14 protein-coding genes and 1 pseudogene are annotated in these 13,635 nt (G+C 66.3%); 7 read left to right on the top strand and 8 right to left on the bottom strand.

The annotated features are described in order from the left end of the window. Positions 1 to 23 precede the first annotated feature (23 nt). The gene (locus E3O25_RS14080; RefSeq protein ID WP_370448769.1) at positions 24 to 884 is read left to right on the top strand and encodes a 3-methyladenine DNA glycosylase; all 861 of its coding nucleotides are present in this window, start codon (positions 24 to 26) and stop codon (positions 882 to 884) included. Positions 885 to 1,128: 244 nt separating this feature from the next. Continuing rightward, the gene (locus E3O25_RS14085; RefSeq protein WP_134361444.1) at positions 1,129 to 1,668 is read left to right on the top strand and encodes a hypothetical protein; all 540 of its coding nucleotides are present in this window, start codon (positions 1,129 to 1,131) and stop codon (positions 1,666 to 1,668) included. 110 nt (positions 1,669 to 1,778) lie between these two features. On the opposite strand, the gene E3O25_RS14095 is transcribed toward E3O25_RS14085, so the two are convergent. After that, positions 1,779 to 2,180: an ankyrin repeat domain-containing protein gene (locus E3O25_RS14095; RefSeq protein WP_198410992.1), complete on the bottom strand. Its 402-nt coding sequence runs from the start codon at positions 2,178 to 2,180 to the stop codon at positions 1,779 to 1,781. An 86-nt stretch (positions 2,181 to 2,266) separates the two neighbouring features. On the opposite strand from E3O25_RS14095, the gene E3O25_RS14100 reads away from it, so the two are divergent. Continuing rightward, complete coding sequence (locus E3O25_RS14100) at positions 2,267 to 2,470, top strand: hypothetical protein (protein ID WP_134361446.1); 204 nt, start codon at positions 2,267 to 2,269, stop codon at positions 2,468 to 2,470. Here E3O25_RS14100 and E3O25_RS14105 read toward each other — a convergent pair. Continuing rightward, positions 2,436 to 3,092, bottom strand: a complete 657-nt coding sequence (locus E3O25_RS14105) for a phosphoribosyltransferase (protein WP_241988605.1) — start codon at positions 3,090 to 3,092, stop codon at positions 2,436 to 2,438. The two genes, E3O25_RS14100 and E3O25_RS14105, sit on opposite strands and share 35 nt — an antisense overlap. 286 nt (positions 3,093 to 3,378) lie before the next feature. On the opposite strand from E3O25_RS14105, the gene E3O25_RS14110 reads away from it, so the two are divergent. Beyond that, a complete protein-coding gene (locus E3O25_RS14110; RefSeq protein WP_134361448.1) occupies positions 3,379 to 4,155 on the top strand; it encodes an alpha/beta fold hydrolase in 777 nt (258 codons plus the stop codon). Here E3O25_RS14110 and E3O25_RS14115 read toward each other — a convergent pair. Continuing rightward, positions 4,152 to 4,394: a toxin-antitoxin system YwqK family antitoxin gene (locus E3O25_RS14115; protein ID WP_241983829.1), complete on the bottom strand. Its 243-nt coding sequence runs from the start codon at positions 4,392 to 4,394 to the stop codon at positions 4,152 to 4,154. The genes E3O25_RS14110 and E3O25_RS14115 overlap by 4 nt on opposite strands. A 99-nt stretch (positions 4,395 to 4,493) precedes the next feature. Next, positions 4,494 to 5,720 carry a fibronectin type III domain-containing protein gene (locus tag E3O25_RS14120; RefSeq protein WP_241988606.1) on the bottom strand — a complete coding sequence of 409 codons (1,227 nt, stop codon included), beginning with the start codon at positions 5,718 to 5,720 and terminating at the stop codon, positions 4,494 to 4,496. A gap of 266 nt (positions 5,721 to 5,986) precedes the next feature. Here E3O25_RS14120 and E3O25_RS14125 point away from each other — a divergent pair, with 266 nt between their 5' ends. Continuing rightward, a complete protein-coding gene (locus E3O25_RS14125) occupies positions 5,987 to 7,864 on the top strand; it encodes a DEAD/DEAH box helicase (protein WP_134361450.1) in 1,878 nt (625 codons plus the stop codon). Between the two features lie 187 nt (positions 7,865 to 8,051). Here the strand turns inward: E3O25_RS14125 and E3O25_RS14130 are convergent, their stop codons facing one another. Then, positions 8,052 to 9,083 (bottom strand): NADPH:quinone reductase, encoded by a 1,032-nt coding sequence (locus E3O25_RS14130; RefSeq protein WP_134361451.1) that lies wholly within the window; start codon positions 9,081 to 9,083, stop codon positions 8,052 to 8,054. A gap of 102 nt (positions 9,084 to 9,185) precedes the next feature. Beyond that, on the bottom strand, positions 9,186 to 9,800 hold the full coding sequence (locus E3O25_RS14135; protein WP_241988607.1) for a DUF1992 domain-containing protein: 615 nt from the start codon (positions 9,798 to 9,800) through the stop codon (positions 9,186 to 9,188). A gap of 118 nt (positions 9,801 to 9,918) precedes the next feature. Here E3O25_RS14135 and E3O25_RS14140 point away from each other — a divergent pair. After that, positions 9,919 to 10,695: pseudogene (locus E3O25_RS14140) on the top strand (manganese catalase family protein); the annotation flags it as partial. A 102-nt stretch (positions 10,696 to 10,797) separates the two neighbouring features. Here the strand turns inward: E3O25_RS14140 and E3O25_RS14145 are convergent. Then, positions 10,798 to 12,102, bottom strand: a complete 1,305-nt coding sequence (locus tag E3O25_RS14145; protein WP_134361452.1) for a HAMP domain-containing sensor histidine kinase — start codon at positions 12,100 to 12,102, stop codon at positions 10,798 to 10,800. Next, a complete protein-coding gene (locus E3O25_RS14150) occupies positions 12,099 to 12,785 on the bottom strand; it encodes a response regulator transcription factor (RefSeq protein ID WP_092111409.1) in 687 nt (228 codons plus the stop codon). Before E3O25_RS14150 ends, E3O25_RS14145 begins: the two co-directional genes overlap by 4 nt. 132 nt (positions 12,786 to 12,917) lie before the next feature. Here E3O25_RS14150 and E3O25_RS14155 point away from each other — a divergent pair, with 132 nt between their 5' ends. Next, a complete protein-coding gene (locus E3O25_RS14155; RefSeq protein WP_166787684.1) occupies positions 12,918 to 13,631 on the top strand; it encodes a DUF2202 domain-containing protein in 714 nt (237 codons plus the stop codon). Positions 13,632 to 13,635 lie beyond the last annotated feature (4 nt).

Consider the following 13,635-nt stretch of genomic DNA (forward strand, 5'->3'; position numbering starts at 1 on the left):
GTTGCAGGCGTAGTGTCGTGGGAGTGCAACTGACTACCCCCACCCGGCTGCTCGGGACCGCCGAGTGGCGGGCCCTCGAGCAGGCCCACGAAGCGCGCGCCGACGCGCTTACCCGTGGTCGCCGCGAGCGGGCGGCGACCGGCCAGACGCATCCGGTCGACGATTTCCTGTTCACCTACTACCCATTTCGCCCTGGGCTGCTGCGCCGCTGGCATCCCGGCGCTGGCGCACTCCTGCAGGGCGCCGCGACCGAGCCTCGGGCGAACTGGAAGTGGTACCGCACCACGGGCAGCGACAGCCAGGTGGATTTCGCCGCCTTCTCCGAGAAGAATGAGCGCGTCATCGCCTTCATCCGAGCACTCCTCGCAGCGACCCGACAGCGGCCGGCCCAGTTCGGCTGTTTCGGACTGCACGAGTGGGCGATGGTCTACCGTCAGGGTGAGCACCGCCACATCGCGCCGCTGCGCCTTGGCCAGGGCGACACCGATGCCGTCGTCCTTGAAAACCGCATAGCGTGCAGCCATTTCGACGCGTTTCGGTTCTTCACACCCGAAGCCCTGCCCCTCAACCAGCTGCAGCCGACGCGGGAGAATCAGCCGGCGCTGGAGCAGCCCGGCTGCCTGCACGCCGGCATGGACATCTATAAGTGGGTGATCAAGCTCGGCCCGTTGGTTCCCGGCGAGGTGCTGCTCGACTCCTTCGAGCTCGCCCGCGACATTCGCCAGCTCGACATGGAGGCCTCCCCCTACGACCTGGTTGACTGGGGCTACACGCCGGTTCCGGTCGAGACTGCCGCCGGGAAGGCCGAGTATGTGCGCCGCCAGCGCGGTTTCACTGAGCGCAGCAACGCGTTGCGGGAGCGTGTCATTCGACTGCTCGACTGACGCAAGGTCCTCGCTTGCCATCCAGCGCGGGTTGCCAGACTGTTCTCAGGTTTCGCCGCAGCGACCAGCGGATGCCGCTCGTGACGGCGATCTGCGCGGGTCGCCACGAGCCTGATACGCGTTCAGATCCGCCCAGGACACCCATTTTGGGTAGGCCGACCAAACCCGATCCGTCGGGGCTCCGGACCATCTGTGCGGCCCGAGTAAACATCGGGCCGGAACAGAACAACGAATAGGAGCTCTCATGAACACGATCACGAAGCACACGAACATTCGCAAGATCACCGCGCTGGGCATCACCGGCGCCGCAGCATCCGCTCTCATCATCGGCGGTTTCGTCGCCCCGGCCCAGGCCCTCGACCGCGACCGCGACAACAGCAGCACGAGCACGAGCGCCGACAGCTCGTCCGAGCAGAACCGCCTCGACATCATCGGCGACCTGTTCGACCTCTCGGGAAACGACTCGACCGGCAACGGCGTGCTCGGCAACGACACCTCGCTCGGCGGAGTCGTCAACGGCGGAGTCGTCAACGGCCCGCTCGTGAACGATTCTCTCAACAGCGACATCGGTGATGTCGCCTCCGGCAACGAGGTCGGCAACGACGCGTCCGTCGGCAGCGGCAACGACGTGGTCACTCCGATCGAAGCGCCCGTCACCGCCCCGTTTGACGCCGGCAACGGCACGGATGTCGGCACGGATGTCGACGGCGGCGACATCGACGGCTCCGTCGACTCGATCGTCAACGACGTTCTTGGAGACCTCGGACTCGGGCTCGGCCGCTAACCAGATTGTCTAAATGAGGGCGTCTCCCATCCGGGAGGCGCCCTTTTTCTGGCTGCCCAGTCGTTTCTGGCTGCTCAGTCGTTTCTGGCTGCTCAGTCGTTTCTGGCTGCTCAGTCGCGCGGGTACGACTCGATGATCTCCCGCATCCTCGGCAGGCCGAACTGGTCGGCGATGGCCGCGCCACTGTGTGTGCCGAGGCGGGGGTCGGCATCCGCTTCGAGCAGCAACCGCAGAATCGCCTCATTGCCCCGAAAAACCGCGCAGGAGATGGCGGTCTGGCCCATGACGTTGACAGCGGATGCGTCCGCCCCGCGCCGCAGCAGCTCAGCGACGGTCTCGGCGTGCTGCTGGTACGCCGCGACGATCAGCAGTGTGTCCCCGCGGGTGTTGACGACGTCGAGTCCGACTCCGGCGTCGATCATTTCGCCGAGCGGGCCGGTGAGACCGTCGCGGGCGAGGTCGAAAACGCCCTCGATGACCTCCGGGCTGAGCCCTGCTGTGTTCTCGTTCACGACGGCTCCCACTCGCTCTGGTGTGTGCCCAGCGTAACCGGACCGCGCCTGAGCAGCCGAAACGTCACAATTCGGCGACCAACCCTGTGTGCGCTGGCGCGAGCGACGACGCCACGCTCCAGGCCATCCAGGACGGACTCAACCGGCCGCAGATGCTGACGTCGATGCCGATGAACGGTTACCTGTGGGTGTCTGTTCTCTACGACGACGGCACCATCCAGAAGTTCGTCGACGAGCAATACGGTCCCGACGTCGTCATCGTGCAGTCGGCCCTGCGCCCGGCGAGCTGACCGGTCCCGCCGCGAGCAACGCCACCACCTCGGTGTCAGTCGTCGGCGTGAAGTCTCGATAATGCGCACCGACCGCCCAAAACTGTGGCGGCTGGATGACCCAGACGATCTCGTCGGCACCCATCCGGAGATCGGCATCCGGCGGCATGACGGGCGCGGCCATCACGACCCGGGCGGCTCCGCGCTGGCGGGCCACCTGGCATGCGACGCGCGCTGTGGCACCGGTCGCTATGCCGTCATCGACGATGATCACGACCCGGCCGGTCAGGTCGAGCCGCCGTCGCCCGCCGCGGTACAGCGCCTCCCTGGCCTCGAGCTCTGCCCGCTCGCGGTATTCGACGGTGCGCAGCTTCCCCGCGCTCACCCCAACCTGCCGAACGATGTCGTCGTTCAGCACACGCACACCGTCTTCGCCGATGGCGCCCATGGCTACTTCGGGTGCAATGGGCAGGCCGAGCTTGCGCACCACGATCACATCCAGCGGCGCGTGCAACGCCCGCGCCACCTCGGACGCCACTGGAACGCCTCCGCGCGGAAGCCCCACGACCACCGGGTCGCTGGATCGCAGGGACGTCAGCCGGGCGGCCAGCTGGCGCCCGGCATCCGCTCGGTCGGCGAACACGGAGTCAGCCGGCCGGCACGCCGAACTGCCCGGCGCTCTCAAACTCGATGCCGGCGACGCGTTCATCCGGGGTGTCGAACGATTTGATTTGCAGCGCGTTTATAGCTATCGACATGACCGTCTCCTCAATTCTGGAGGCCGTTGGCAGGGCGTTTTGAGCACGCGACCCACCGGGCGTGGACGGCCTGTTTACGGCCCAGAATAGTCTCGGTGTGCGACCGCGGGTAGGGCCGTCGCGAGTGGATTTGGGGAACCGACGCCGCGGCATCCGTGGTGAAATAGGGGAATGTTGCACCGAAGCGCCCCCGAGCACCGTTTTGTCCCGTCCCTCGACGGGGTGCAACTGGCCACCTACGAGCTGGGCGACCCCGACCATCCGACCGTGCTCGTGGTACACGGCTTCGCGTCGAGCGCGATCGCGAACTGGCACGCCACCGGTTGGACGCGCGACCTGACCCGGGCCGGCTTTCACGTGATCGGTATCGACCAGCGCGGCCACGGCGCGAGCGACAAACCGCACTCGGCCGAGGCATACACAATGGAACTACTCGTCGGCGACGTCGAGGCCGTGCTCGACGCCTATCTGCTCACCGAGGTGCGCTACGTCGGCTATTCCCTGGGCGCCCGCGTCGGCTGGCAGGCCGCCCGCGAACTCGGCGGGCGCATCACCCAGGCGGTGCTCGGCGGCATCCCCGACGGCGATCCGCTCAAACGATTTCGGATAGCGGCTGCCCGCGCCCACCTCGAACACGGCGCGGAAGTCACCGACCGCCTCACCGGCACCTATCTCACCATGGCGAAGGCCCTGCCCGGCAACGATCTCGCCGCGCTCGTCGCGCTCGTCGAAGGCATGCGTGGCGGCTCGCAGCCTGGACCAGCCAATGCCCCCACGCAACCGCTGCTGTTCGCCACCGGCAGCGAAGATAGCATTCTCGCCGCCTCGCGGGCACTGGCCGAGGCCACGCCCAACGGGAGTTTCTTCGAGATTCCCGGTCGAAACCACTTTAATGCGCCCACGTCGAGGCCCTTCCGCGAAGCCGCGATCGCTTTTCTGAAAGCCTAGGGCTGCGGCTTTATCTGGGTCACCTTAACCGGTTCGGATGAACGGTCATAGGTGATCCACTCGCCAACCTGGTCACCGCGGGAAAAATGACCCGAGCGCATCTTGCTGCCGTCTTTTCTGAACCACTCCCAGTACCCGTCCAGCTCGCCGCCAGCTTTGGTTCCGCGCGCTTTCACGCTGCCGTCGGCGTAATACTCGCAGTGTTCGCCATCCGGCGCACTGTGCTGCATGGTGGGCATGGAATCTCCTTTCAAGCACCACTCCGGGATGCAGCGCACGCGTTGTCCATCAGGCCAGTCTTTCAGAGCGGCCCGGCTTCGCAGGGATGGAGCACCAAACTACCCCCGGGGCGTGACCGTCGTCGATCGTTTCCAGACCGGTCCGATGCCGATCCGGTTGGCCGCCGCCACATCAAAGGTGTACGCGGTGCCATTTCTCAGCCCGGTCACCACCGCCGATTGCACCCGGCCGACCACGAGTCGTGTGGTCACGAGCTTGCCACCCGCGTAGGCTCGCACCCGATAGCCGAGAATTGCGGCGCCGCCGTCGGTGGGGGCCGTCCAGCGCACGGTAGCGGATGCCTGTCCTGCGGTCGGCGTTCCCATCGTCGGTGCCCCCGGGGCCGTGCGAACGGGGACATACACGTCCACGGCGTCGGCGCCCCCCGGGCCGAACGGAATACCCGTCAGCATGGTGATGGCGATCAGGGGCGCTGCCCCCGGCTGCACATCGATATCTGAATCGGATGCTGAACGGTCGCGAACCGTGACGGTGATTCTGCTTCCGTCGGCGGAGACCGCCTGGGGCAGCAGAAGGTTCTCCAACGAATCTTCGTTGAGATCGGATCCGAGCGCGACCTGGCGTGAGACAAAGGGACGAGGGGTGCCGGTCCAGAAGCCGCGAGGCCCCGTGACGGTGACGCGATCACCCTTGCGCACGGACTGCGTGGGCGCGGAAAAATATTGCGTCCTGGTGTTCACGGAATCGACATCGTCACGGTGCAGGCTGAAGACCGGAGTGCGCTCACCCGTGTCGGTACCACGTTCCACGACCGCGGTGACCGATAAGAGGTCGCCCGAGCCGAGCCCAAGGCGCGGCGGCTGTGCCGTCGGTCCGGTGGCCGTGAATTCGAACCCGTAGTATCCGGCGGTATGAACCGGCACGCCGTTTTCGTCGGACGGCCCGATCAACGGGCGATGGCCGGGCGTCACGGAGAAGAATCCGGCCGGCAAAGGAATGGTCACGCTGCGCTTCTGGGCATCGAGCGACACGGCGCCACCCACGGTGAAGTTCTCGCCGTACAGGCTGTATTCCACGCGCGAGATATCGAGTGCGGAGACCTCGGACGGGAGCAGGAACCGTACGCTCGTGCTGGACGTCGGCAGACTCATGCGGTGGTCACGATTACCGGCGTCGTTGTTGATGAATATCGAGTGAGAGAACGGTGCCGGCAGGGCTACTGCCCGCGTTACGCTTGCGATCGCGGTGGCACTGGCACCGGTGGTCGCCAGGCCCAGCAGCACCGTGAGCGCGGCAGCGAGCGACGCACGCCAGCGCACTGACATTTTCGGGTTCTCACGAGAACTGTGCAGATACATTGGCGGTGCCCTTCACTCAGCAATGAGCCCCCTCCGAGCGACGTTGCCCGGAACCCAACGAGAATAGCGCGATCCCGCCACCACTACGGGTGTTCAGCCCAACCGGTTCCGGCGGTATCCACACCCTCCCTCCGACGCGACGGCAAGCGGATGCCGCGGCCGCGGGCATCCGCTTTGGGAGTCGCCGGACGAGCCTTTACGCCGACGGCGAACTCTTCGACTACCGTTGTACTATGACCGCACCAGACACCACTGCGCAGAACGAGGCAGAAACTGCCACTGCAACCAAGACCTTTGCCGATCTCGGACTCAACGACGCCATGCTCAAGGCGCTCAAAGTCGTCGGCTACGAAACCCCATCGGCCATTCAGGCCGCCACTATTCCCCCGCTTCTGGAGGGTCGCGACGTTGTCGGACTCGCCCAGACCGGTACCGGCAAGACGGCCGCATTCGCGCTGCCCATTCTCAACCGTCTCGACCTATCGCAGAAGAACCCGCAGGCCCTCGTGCTTGCGCCCACCCGCGAACTCGCGCTGCAGGTCTGTGAGGCCTTCGAGAAGTATGCCGCCCACATGCGCGGCGTGCACGTGCTTCCGGTCTACGGCGGACAGGGCTACGGCCAGCAGCTGTCGGCCCTGCGTCGCGGCGTGCACATCGTCGTGGGTACTCCCGGTCGCATCATGGACCACCTCGCCAAGGGCACCCTTGACCTGTCGGAGCTGAAGTTTTTGGTGCTCGATGAGGCCGACGAGATGCTCAACATGGGCTTCGTCGAGGACATCGAGACCATTCTCGCCGACACCCCCGACGACAAGCAGGTCGCGCTGTTCTCGGCCACGATGCCGGCCCAGATTCGCCGTATCTCCAAGAAGTACCTGCACGATCCCGAAGAGATCACGGTCAAGAGTAAGACCACGACCAGCGCGAACACCACCCAGCGCTACCTGATGGTGTCGTACCCGCAGAAGCTCGACGCGCTCACCCGCATTCTCGAGGTCGAGAACTTCGAGGGCATGATCATCTTCGCCCGCACCAAGAACGAGACCGAGTTGCTCGCCGAAAAGCTGCGTGCGCGCGGCTATTCCGCCATGGCGATCAACGGCGACGTGCAGCAGGTGCAGCGCGAACGCACGATCAACCAGCTCAAGAGCGGCAAGCTCGATATTCTCGTTGCAACGGATGTCGCCGCTCGCGGCCTTGACGTGGAGCGCATCAGCCACGTGGTCAACTACGACATTCCGATCGACACCGAGTCGTACGTGCACCGCATCGGTCGTACCGGCCGGGCCGGCCGCTCGGGCGCGGCGATCAGCTTCGTCACCCCGCGCGAACGCCGCCTGCTCTCCGCGATCGAGAAGGCCACCCGCCAGCCGCTCACCCAGATGCAGCTGCCAAGCGTTGAGGACGTCAACGTGACGCGCCTCACCCGCTTCGACGATGCCATCACATCGGCACTCGACGAGTCTGACCGCATCAGCAAATTCCGGGACATCATTGCGCACTACGTCTCCCACCACGACGTGCCCGAGGTCGACGTGGCCGCTGCCCTCGCCGTGGTGTCCCAGGGCGAGACTCCCCTGCTGCTCTCCGCCGAGGATGTTCGGGCGCAGCAGCGCATCGAGCGCGACGAGCGGGTTGAACGCTCTGAGCAGCGCGGTGATCGCCCGGAGCGTGGCGGCCGCAACGACCGTTTTGGTCGCGACGACCGTGGCAGCAGCCGCGACGACCGTGGCAGCTACGCTCCGCGCAGCAACTTCGGCGACCGCGACGACCGCCCCGTGCGCAGCGAACGCCCGGTGCGGTCCAGCGGCAAGCCGATGGCGCAGTACCGCATCGAGGTCGGCAAGCGGCACAAGGTGGAACCGCGTCAGATCGTTGGCGCCCTCGCCAACGAGGGTGGCCTGAGCCGCGACGACTTTGGACACATCAAGATTCTGCCCGAGTTCTCGCTGGTCGAGCTTCCCGTTGACCTGTCGGGCGACGTGTTCTCCAAGCTCGAGAACACCCGCATCAGCGGCAAGCTCATCGAGCTGCGTGCTGACAAAGGCGGCGCCTCACGCTCCGCCGAGCAGGGCGATCGCCCGCCGCGCGCCCCGCGCCGCGAGTACTAGGCCGCAGGTCGATGAGCCCCCTCACCGTTCGCGGTGAGGGGGCTCTCTGCACAACTCCCGGCGCACAACTCCTGCAATTCTCACCGGGGCGCCGCCACACCCGCAGAAGCACGGGGAAGTTCAATTTGCGCCCCTCAAATTGCAGGAGTTGTGCGCCGGCCCGGCTTACGAACCAGGCCATCCCGGATCAGCCCGCGGCGACATCGATGAGCACCTTTCCGGTGACCCCGCTTTCGACGAGGGCGTGGGCATCCGCCGTGTGCGCGAGGTCGAAGCGGTGCAGCGGCAGTCCCGCATCCGTTCCGACGGCCAGCGCGCCGTCCACGAGAGCCTCGTTGATGCTCGCGGCGGCCTGCTGCACGACCTCGATGCCCACGGTGTAGAGCAGTACGAACTGGTAGCGCACGTTGAGGCTGAAGTGCTTGCGCACGTCTAGGGTCATCCGGTCGCCGCCGTTGTTGGCGTAGACCGCGATCGATCCGCGGTTGCGAATGACTGCGAGGTCGAGTTCGGAGTTCTGGGCGGGAGACACCTCGACGATGAGGTCGACGCCGTCGGGTGCGATGGCCCGAATATCGGCGGCAGCGTCGGAGTCGGTGTAGATGAGCACGTGGTGTGCGCCGGCGGCGGAAGCCAGTGCGGCCTTGGCTGGCCCGCTGACCGTCGTGATCACGGTCGCACCGGCCCAGCAAGCGAGCTGGATGGCGGCATGACCGACGGCGCCGGCACCGCCTGCGACGAGCACGATCTTGCCGTCGAGCGCTCCCGGATGCAGGCGCCGGGGCCCGTCCTCGGCCACGGTGAGGGCCCGGTATGCGGTGATGGCCGGCACCCCGAGGCTGGCTCCCTGGTCGAAACTGGCGGGGGATGGCAGCAGAAAGACGCGTTCCGCCGGAAGCACCGCAAGTTCCTGGGCAGTTCCACTGTCGGCCCGCTGGTAGGCGGCGAGCGCGAGCCACACGCGATCGCCGACGGCCACGTTAGAGACACCGGCTCCGACCGCATCGACGAATCCCGCGCCGTCCTGGTTCGGCACCACGTCAGCGAACGTGAGGGCCTCCCCCGCACCCGCGCCGCGGCGCGACTTCCAGTCAGTCGGGTTCACTCCACTAACCACGATTCGCACCCGAACTTCGCCGGCTCCGGGCTCGGTCACCGGACGCTCGACGAGGTGGAGCACGGACGGGTCACCGGTTTCGCTGTACACAATGGTCTTCATATGAGGGATAACACCCGAGGCACGGGAATGTTTCCCGACGATGCCTTGCGTTAGGGCGACAAACGTTTGATGGTCGCTTGAAGGTTCTCGCGAATCATGAGGTCATTGAGAGCGAGCGCGCCGGCGCTCGCGCCACGTCATCGCGGCGAGCGCAGCCGCCTCTTGCTCCCGTGCGAGCCTGGCCGCATCGCTTCGCTCGGCCCGGCGCTCCTGCCAGAGTGCGAGCTGTTCCGCCACATCACGGGTAGGGGTGACCACGGGCGGCCCGCCCTGCAATTGCCGGCGTGCGGCCACGACGCGACTGTTGAAATCGTTGAGAATCTCCGTCACCGCAGCCTCGGAGTGCGCGCGGTCGAGGCGGGCGTCGAGCTCGGCGTTCTCGGTACGCAGGGTGAGAGCGGGGGGTCCGAGCCCGGTGATCTTCTCGCTCTCAATCTTCTGGCGAATCCACCAGTCCGGGTCATACCCGCGGTCGAGGTTAGCGAGCGGCTTGCCAGCGCCGGGCAGGTTGTCGAACTCGCCGCGCCGAATTGCCTGCTGGATGGCCATTTCCACATACTGGGCGCGGGCCTCCATCATGGACTGCCCGGCCGCGTTCGTCTCCCGCTCGGTCGCTTCTGTCGCGGCGGTGTCTGCCTGCTCGGGCGGCAACATCCGCTCTACCCGGTAGCGAGCCACATTCACACGTGCGTCGCTGCGATCTTTCTTGCCGGTCATGGCTGCCAGCCTAGATCGCGAGGGGCTCGGAGTCGACCGGTGCGCCGTCGGTTGCCGGGCGGACCGCGTGTGACAACACCAGCCGAAGCAAATGCCATACGCGAAGCCCTCCGATCTGGCGGGCACCGAAGAGATCAGCCACGTCGAGCTCATCGGAACCACGATCTCGCGGCTGCTCGACGGCTCGCCGCGCTATCAGGGCAAGCCGACCGATCCGCTGGACACCCCTGGCGCGGGCGGCAAAATCCCACTCGAACTGGCCCTCACCCAGGGCAACATCCATCATTATCTGGTGGGTGCGCAGGGCGCCCTGCCCGTTGATTCGGTGGGCAACCCGTGGAGCGGCAGCTACGTCTACAACTCGGGTAATCTCGTTCTCGACCTGCTGTACAACCTCATGCTGGAATCCACCGGGCGCCTGCAGAAGTGCCGAATCTACGAGATGACCGACAACAAGACGGCCCGGTCGACGATTTCATATCTGATCGTGCGGGACCAGGCACACGAGAACGGCTTTGCGAAGGCGCTCGAAACCCTCGGCGTGAACTGGAAGACTCTGCTTCCGATTCCGAAAACCAACGCCGAAAAATTTCCGGAGGTCAAACGGCTCGTCGACCTGGGCCTGCACAGTAAGCAGTACACCTTCGACCTCGCCGGGCAGTCGGAGGCTGGCAAGATCTATCGGGGCATGTCGCCGTCGAAGGACGGCACGAAGCTCGATGCGACCGAGCAGGCTCCCGCCGGCGTTCCGTCGATGATCTCGGCGGAACGCCTCGAGGAGTTCGCGCCCGGCCTGGACCCGGAACTGCTCGCCCTCATTCAGGCGACCGCCGACCTGGAGCTCGCCGACGTCGACGCCATGTTCGGCCCGGTCGGCGCACGCGCAAACGACTAGATCGCCTGCGAAGCAGAGTGCCCCGCCACACGGTGCGGCGGGGCACTCTGCTTCAAGCTTCGACGTCGACCCACTCACGACTGATCGGCTTGAGCTCGGCGATCAGGGCCTGGCCGGCAAGCGGATCGTGATCGTCGTTCCCTCACCCCCAGCGGATGCCGCGGCGATGGTTCCACCGTGCCGCGTGACGATCTCGCGCACCAGAGCCAGGCCGATGCCCGAACCGGCAACCTGCCGGGCAGCGCGACCGCGCCACAGCCGGTCGAAGATATGCGGAAGTTCGTCGGCGGGAATGCCGGGACCACTATCGGCGACCTCGAGCGCGGCCACTCCGTCCGCCTCCCAAACAGTCAGCCGCACGCTGTCGCCGGGGCGGCAATACCGCGCGGCATTGGCGAGCAGGTTGGCGATGGCCTGGTGCAGCCGGTCAGCATCCGCTCGAACGAAGACTGGGTCCAGGGCCTCGACGCTGACGCGCACCGCCGCCACTCGCAACCGTGCTTCGTGTTGGGCCACTTCCTCCCTGGCGACCTGGGCCAGGTCAACCGATGCCAGTTGCAGCGATAAGCCGGCCGTCTCGACCGCCGAGAGCTCGGCCAGATCCGCTACGACCCGTCCGAGACGCAGGGACTGATCGTGCAGGCCCGCGAGCCCTGCGGGTGTGGGCGCAACGAGCCCGTCCCGCAGTTCTTCGAGCCCGGCCTGCAGGGCGGCCAGCGGTGTGCGGAGTTCGTGCGCAACATCGGCGGTGAGGGTTCGGCGGTCCCGCTCCGAGCCCATGACCGAATCCGCCATGCCGTTGAAGGCGACGGCGAGTTCGCCGAGTTCCCCCGGCGCCCCCGATGGGGCACGGGACTGCCGGTTGCCGGCCGTGAACGAGTGGGCGGCATCCGTCATTGCGCGGATCGGGCGCACCAGGCGACGGGTCACCAGCCAGCTCGCGGCGAGCGCGACAGCGAGCGCGACAACCGCGGCGACACCAATCCAGGTCCAGGCGACGTTCCGCACACCGTTTCCCGCGTTGCCACCGAAGCTCAGACGAACCGTACCGACCTCCACGTCGTCGGCGACAATCGGCAGGATGACGGTGTTCTCCCCCCTCCCCTGGCCCGGGCCACCGGTGCGGGCCTGCAACGTGACTCCGCTCGCATCCGCTACCGCAACACGAGCCGATGCCGCAGCACCGATCGCGAAAACCCGGCTGAGGTCTGCCGTTTGCCAGCCGCCGGCCTGAACGTACGCGTCGGCTCCGGCAGACGCCGCCGTAGCCGCAATGTGCGCGCGGTCAGCTTGAACGCCCCGATCAACCCCGACGAGCGCGGCGCCGCTCAGCACGAGCACTGACGAGATAGAGACCATGACAAACGCCAGCAGCAGGCGTCGACCCAGCGAGCCAAGGCGGGTCATGACCGGTCCTGGGTCAGTCCGAGCCGGTAGCCGACTCCGAGAACCGTCTGCACGACATCCGCTCCGGTCACACCCAGCTTGCGGCGCAAGTTCTTGATATGGGAGTCGATGGTGCGCTCATAGCCGACATATTCGTACCCGCGCACCCGGTTCACCAGTTCGTAGCGAGAATAAACGCGCCCGGGTGCCGTCGCCACCGCTGCGAGCAGGCCCCATTCGGTGGGGGTGAGGTCGAGCATGATCCCGTCGAGCCAGGCCTGGTGCGAGCTCTCGTCGATGCGCAGCCGCTGGTCGCCGTAAGTGACCGGGCCAACGTCGGCCGGCGGCCCGCTGTACCGGTGCAGCACGGCCTGCACCCGCAGCACCACCTCAGCGGGACTGAACGGCTTGGTCACATAGTCGTCGGCGCCGAGCTCGAGGCCGTGAATGCGGTCTTCGGTGGTGCTGCGCGCGGTCAGCACGATGACCGGCAGGGTGCCGAGGGCATGGATCTCCCGCAGAATATCGGTGCCGTCGATGTCGGGCAGGCCGAGGTCGAGTATCACCAGGTCGGCCGCCGTCAGCAGTGTGAGCGCCTCGGCACCCGATGGGGTCGTGAAAACAAAGAACCCAGCACGTTCCAGATAGCGCCGCAGCAGTTCACGAATATCGCGTTCGTCTTCAACTACCAGCACCGTGGGCATACTTCACCCTAGCTTTGGCTCGGCAAGCGGATGCCGCAGCGCTCGCGTTCTCCACACCAACTCCATACGGTCGCCAGATCGTCTGCACCCCCGAGCGACATCGTGGAGTCACCAACGAAAAGGGAGCACACCATGCGCAGGAAGATCATCATCACCTCGGCGATCGCTACAGGCGTCGTCATCACCGCCCTCATCGCGACTCCGAGCCTGGCCGCCGCCCTGCGAAACGGCGATGCGGCAGCGAACGGAGCGGGCGCGCGTTCGACAAGGAGTGAAGCCGTCACCGGAATGTCGGGGCACCAGAGCAACGCAAAGAACGACAGCTCCAATCACGCAACGGGCTCCGATCACGCCGGCTCAGGCATGCCCGGCTCCGGCGCGGGGCTCACCGATGTGCCCAGCGGCACCGTCACCGGCGAACAGGCCACCGCGCTCGCGGCGATGGCTGCCGAGGAGAAGCTCGCGCACGATCTTTACCTCGCGTTCTCCCAACAGTACGACGCCGCTGTCTTCACTCGCATCCTGAGTTCTGAAACGAAGCACAGCGATGCCGTCGGCACGCTGCTCGAACGCTACGACATCGCCGATCCAACGGTCGGGCTGGCCGCCGGTGTGTTCTCTACCGACGTCACCCAGAATCTCTACGACACCCTGCTTGCCGAGGGTTCCGTGAGTCTGGACGCTGCGATGAACGCTGCCCGCACCGTGGAAGAACTCGACATCGCCGACCTTACCGCTGCGACCGAGGGTGTCACCGCTCCCGACGTGCTCGCGGTCTACGAACACCTGCTGGCCGCTTCCGAACACCACCTCGTCGCGTTTGGCGGCAAGACGTTCAGCGACTGAAGTC

Origin of the sequence: Cryobacterium sp. TMT1-3 (assembly GCF_004402315.1) — a bacterium.
Lineage (GTDB): Bacteria > Actinomycetota > Actinomycetes > Actinomycetales > Microbacteriaceae > Cryobacterium > Cryobacterium luteum.

Coding starts and splice junctions, on each gene's coding strand:
- E3O25_RS14085 (WP_134361444.1), top strand. CDS start 1,129: ATGAACACGATCACGAAGCACACGAACATTCGCAAGATCACCGCGCTG.
- E3O25_RS14110 (WP_134361448.1), top strand. CDS start 3,379: ATGTTGCACCGAAGCGCCCCCGAGCACCGTTTTGTCCCGTCCCTCGAC.
- E3O25_RS14115 (WP_241983829.1), bottom strand. CDS start 4,394: ATGCCCACCATGCAGCACAGTGCGCCGGATGGCGAACACTGCGAGTAT.
- E3O25_RS14120 (WP_241988606.1), bottom strand. CDS start 5,720: ATGTCAGTGCGCTGGCGTGCGTCGCTCGCTGCCGCGCTCACGGTGCTG.
- E3O25_RS14125 (WP_134361450.1), top strand. CDS start 5,987: ATGACCGCACCAGACACCACTGCGCAGAACGAGGCAGAAACTGCCACT.
- E3O25_RS14130 (WP_134361451.1), bottom strand. CDS start 9,083: ATGAAGACCATTGTGTACAGCGAAACCGGTGACCCGTCCGTGCTCCAC.
- E3O25_RS14135 (WP_241988607.1), bottom strand. CDS start 9,800: ATGACCGGCAAGAAAGATCGCAGCGACGCACGTGTGAATGTGGCTCGC.
- E3O25_RS14145 (WP_134361452.1), bottom strand. CDS start 12,102: ATGACCCGCCTTGGCTCGCTGGGTCGACGCCTGCTGCTGGCGTTTGTC.
- E3O25_RS14150 (WP_092111409.1), bottom strand. CDS start 12,785: ATGCCCACGGTGCTGGTAGTTGAAGACGAACGCGATATTCGTGAACTG.
- E3O25_RS14155 (WP_166787684.1), top strand. CDS start 12,918: ATGCGCAGGAAGATCATCATCACCTCGGCGATCGCTACAGGCGTCGTC.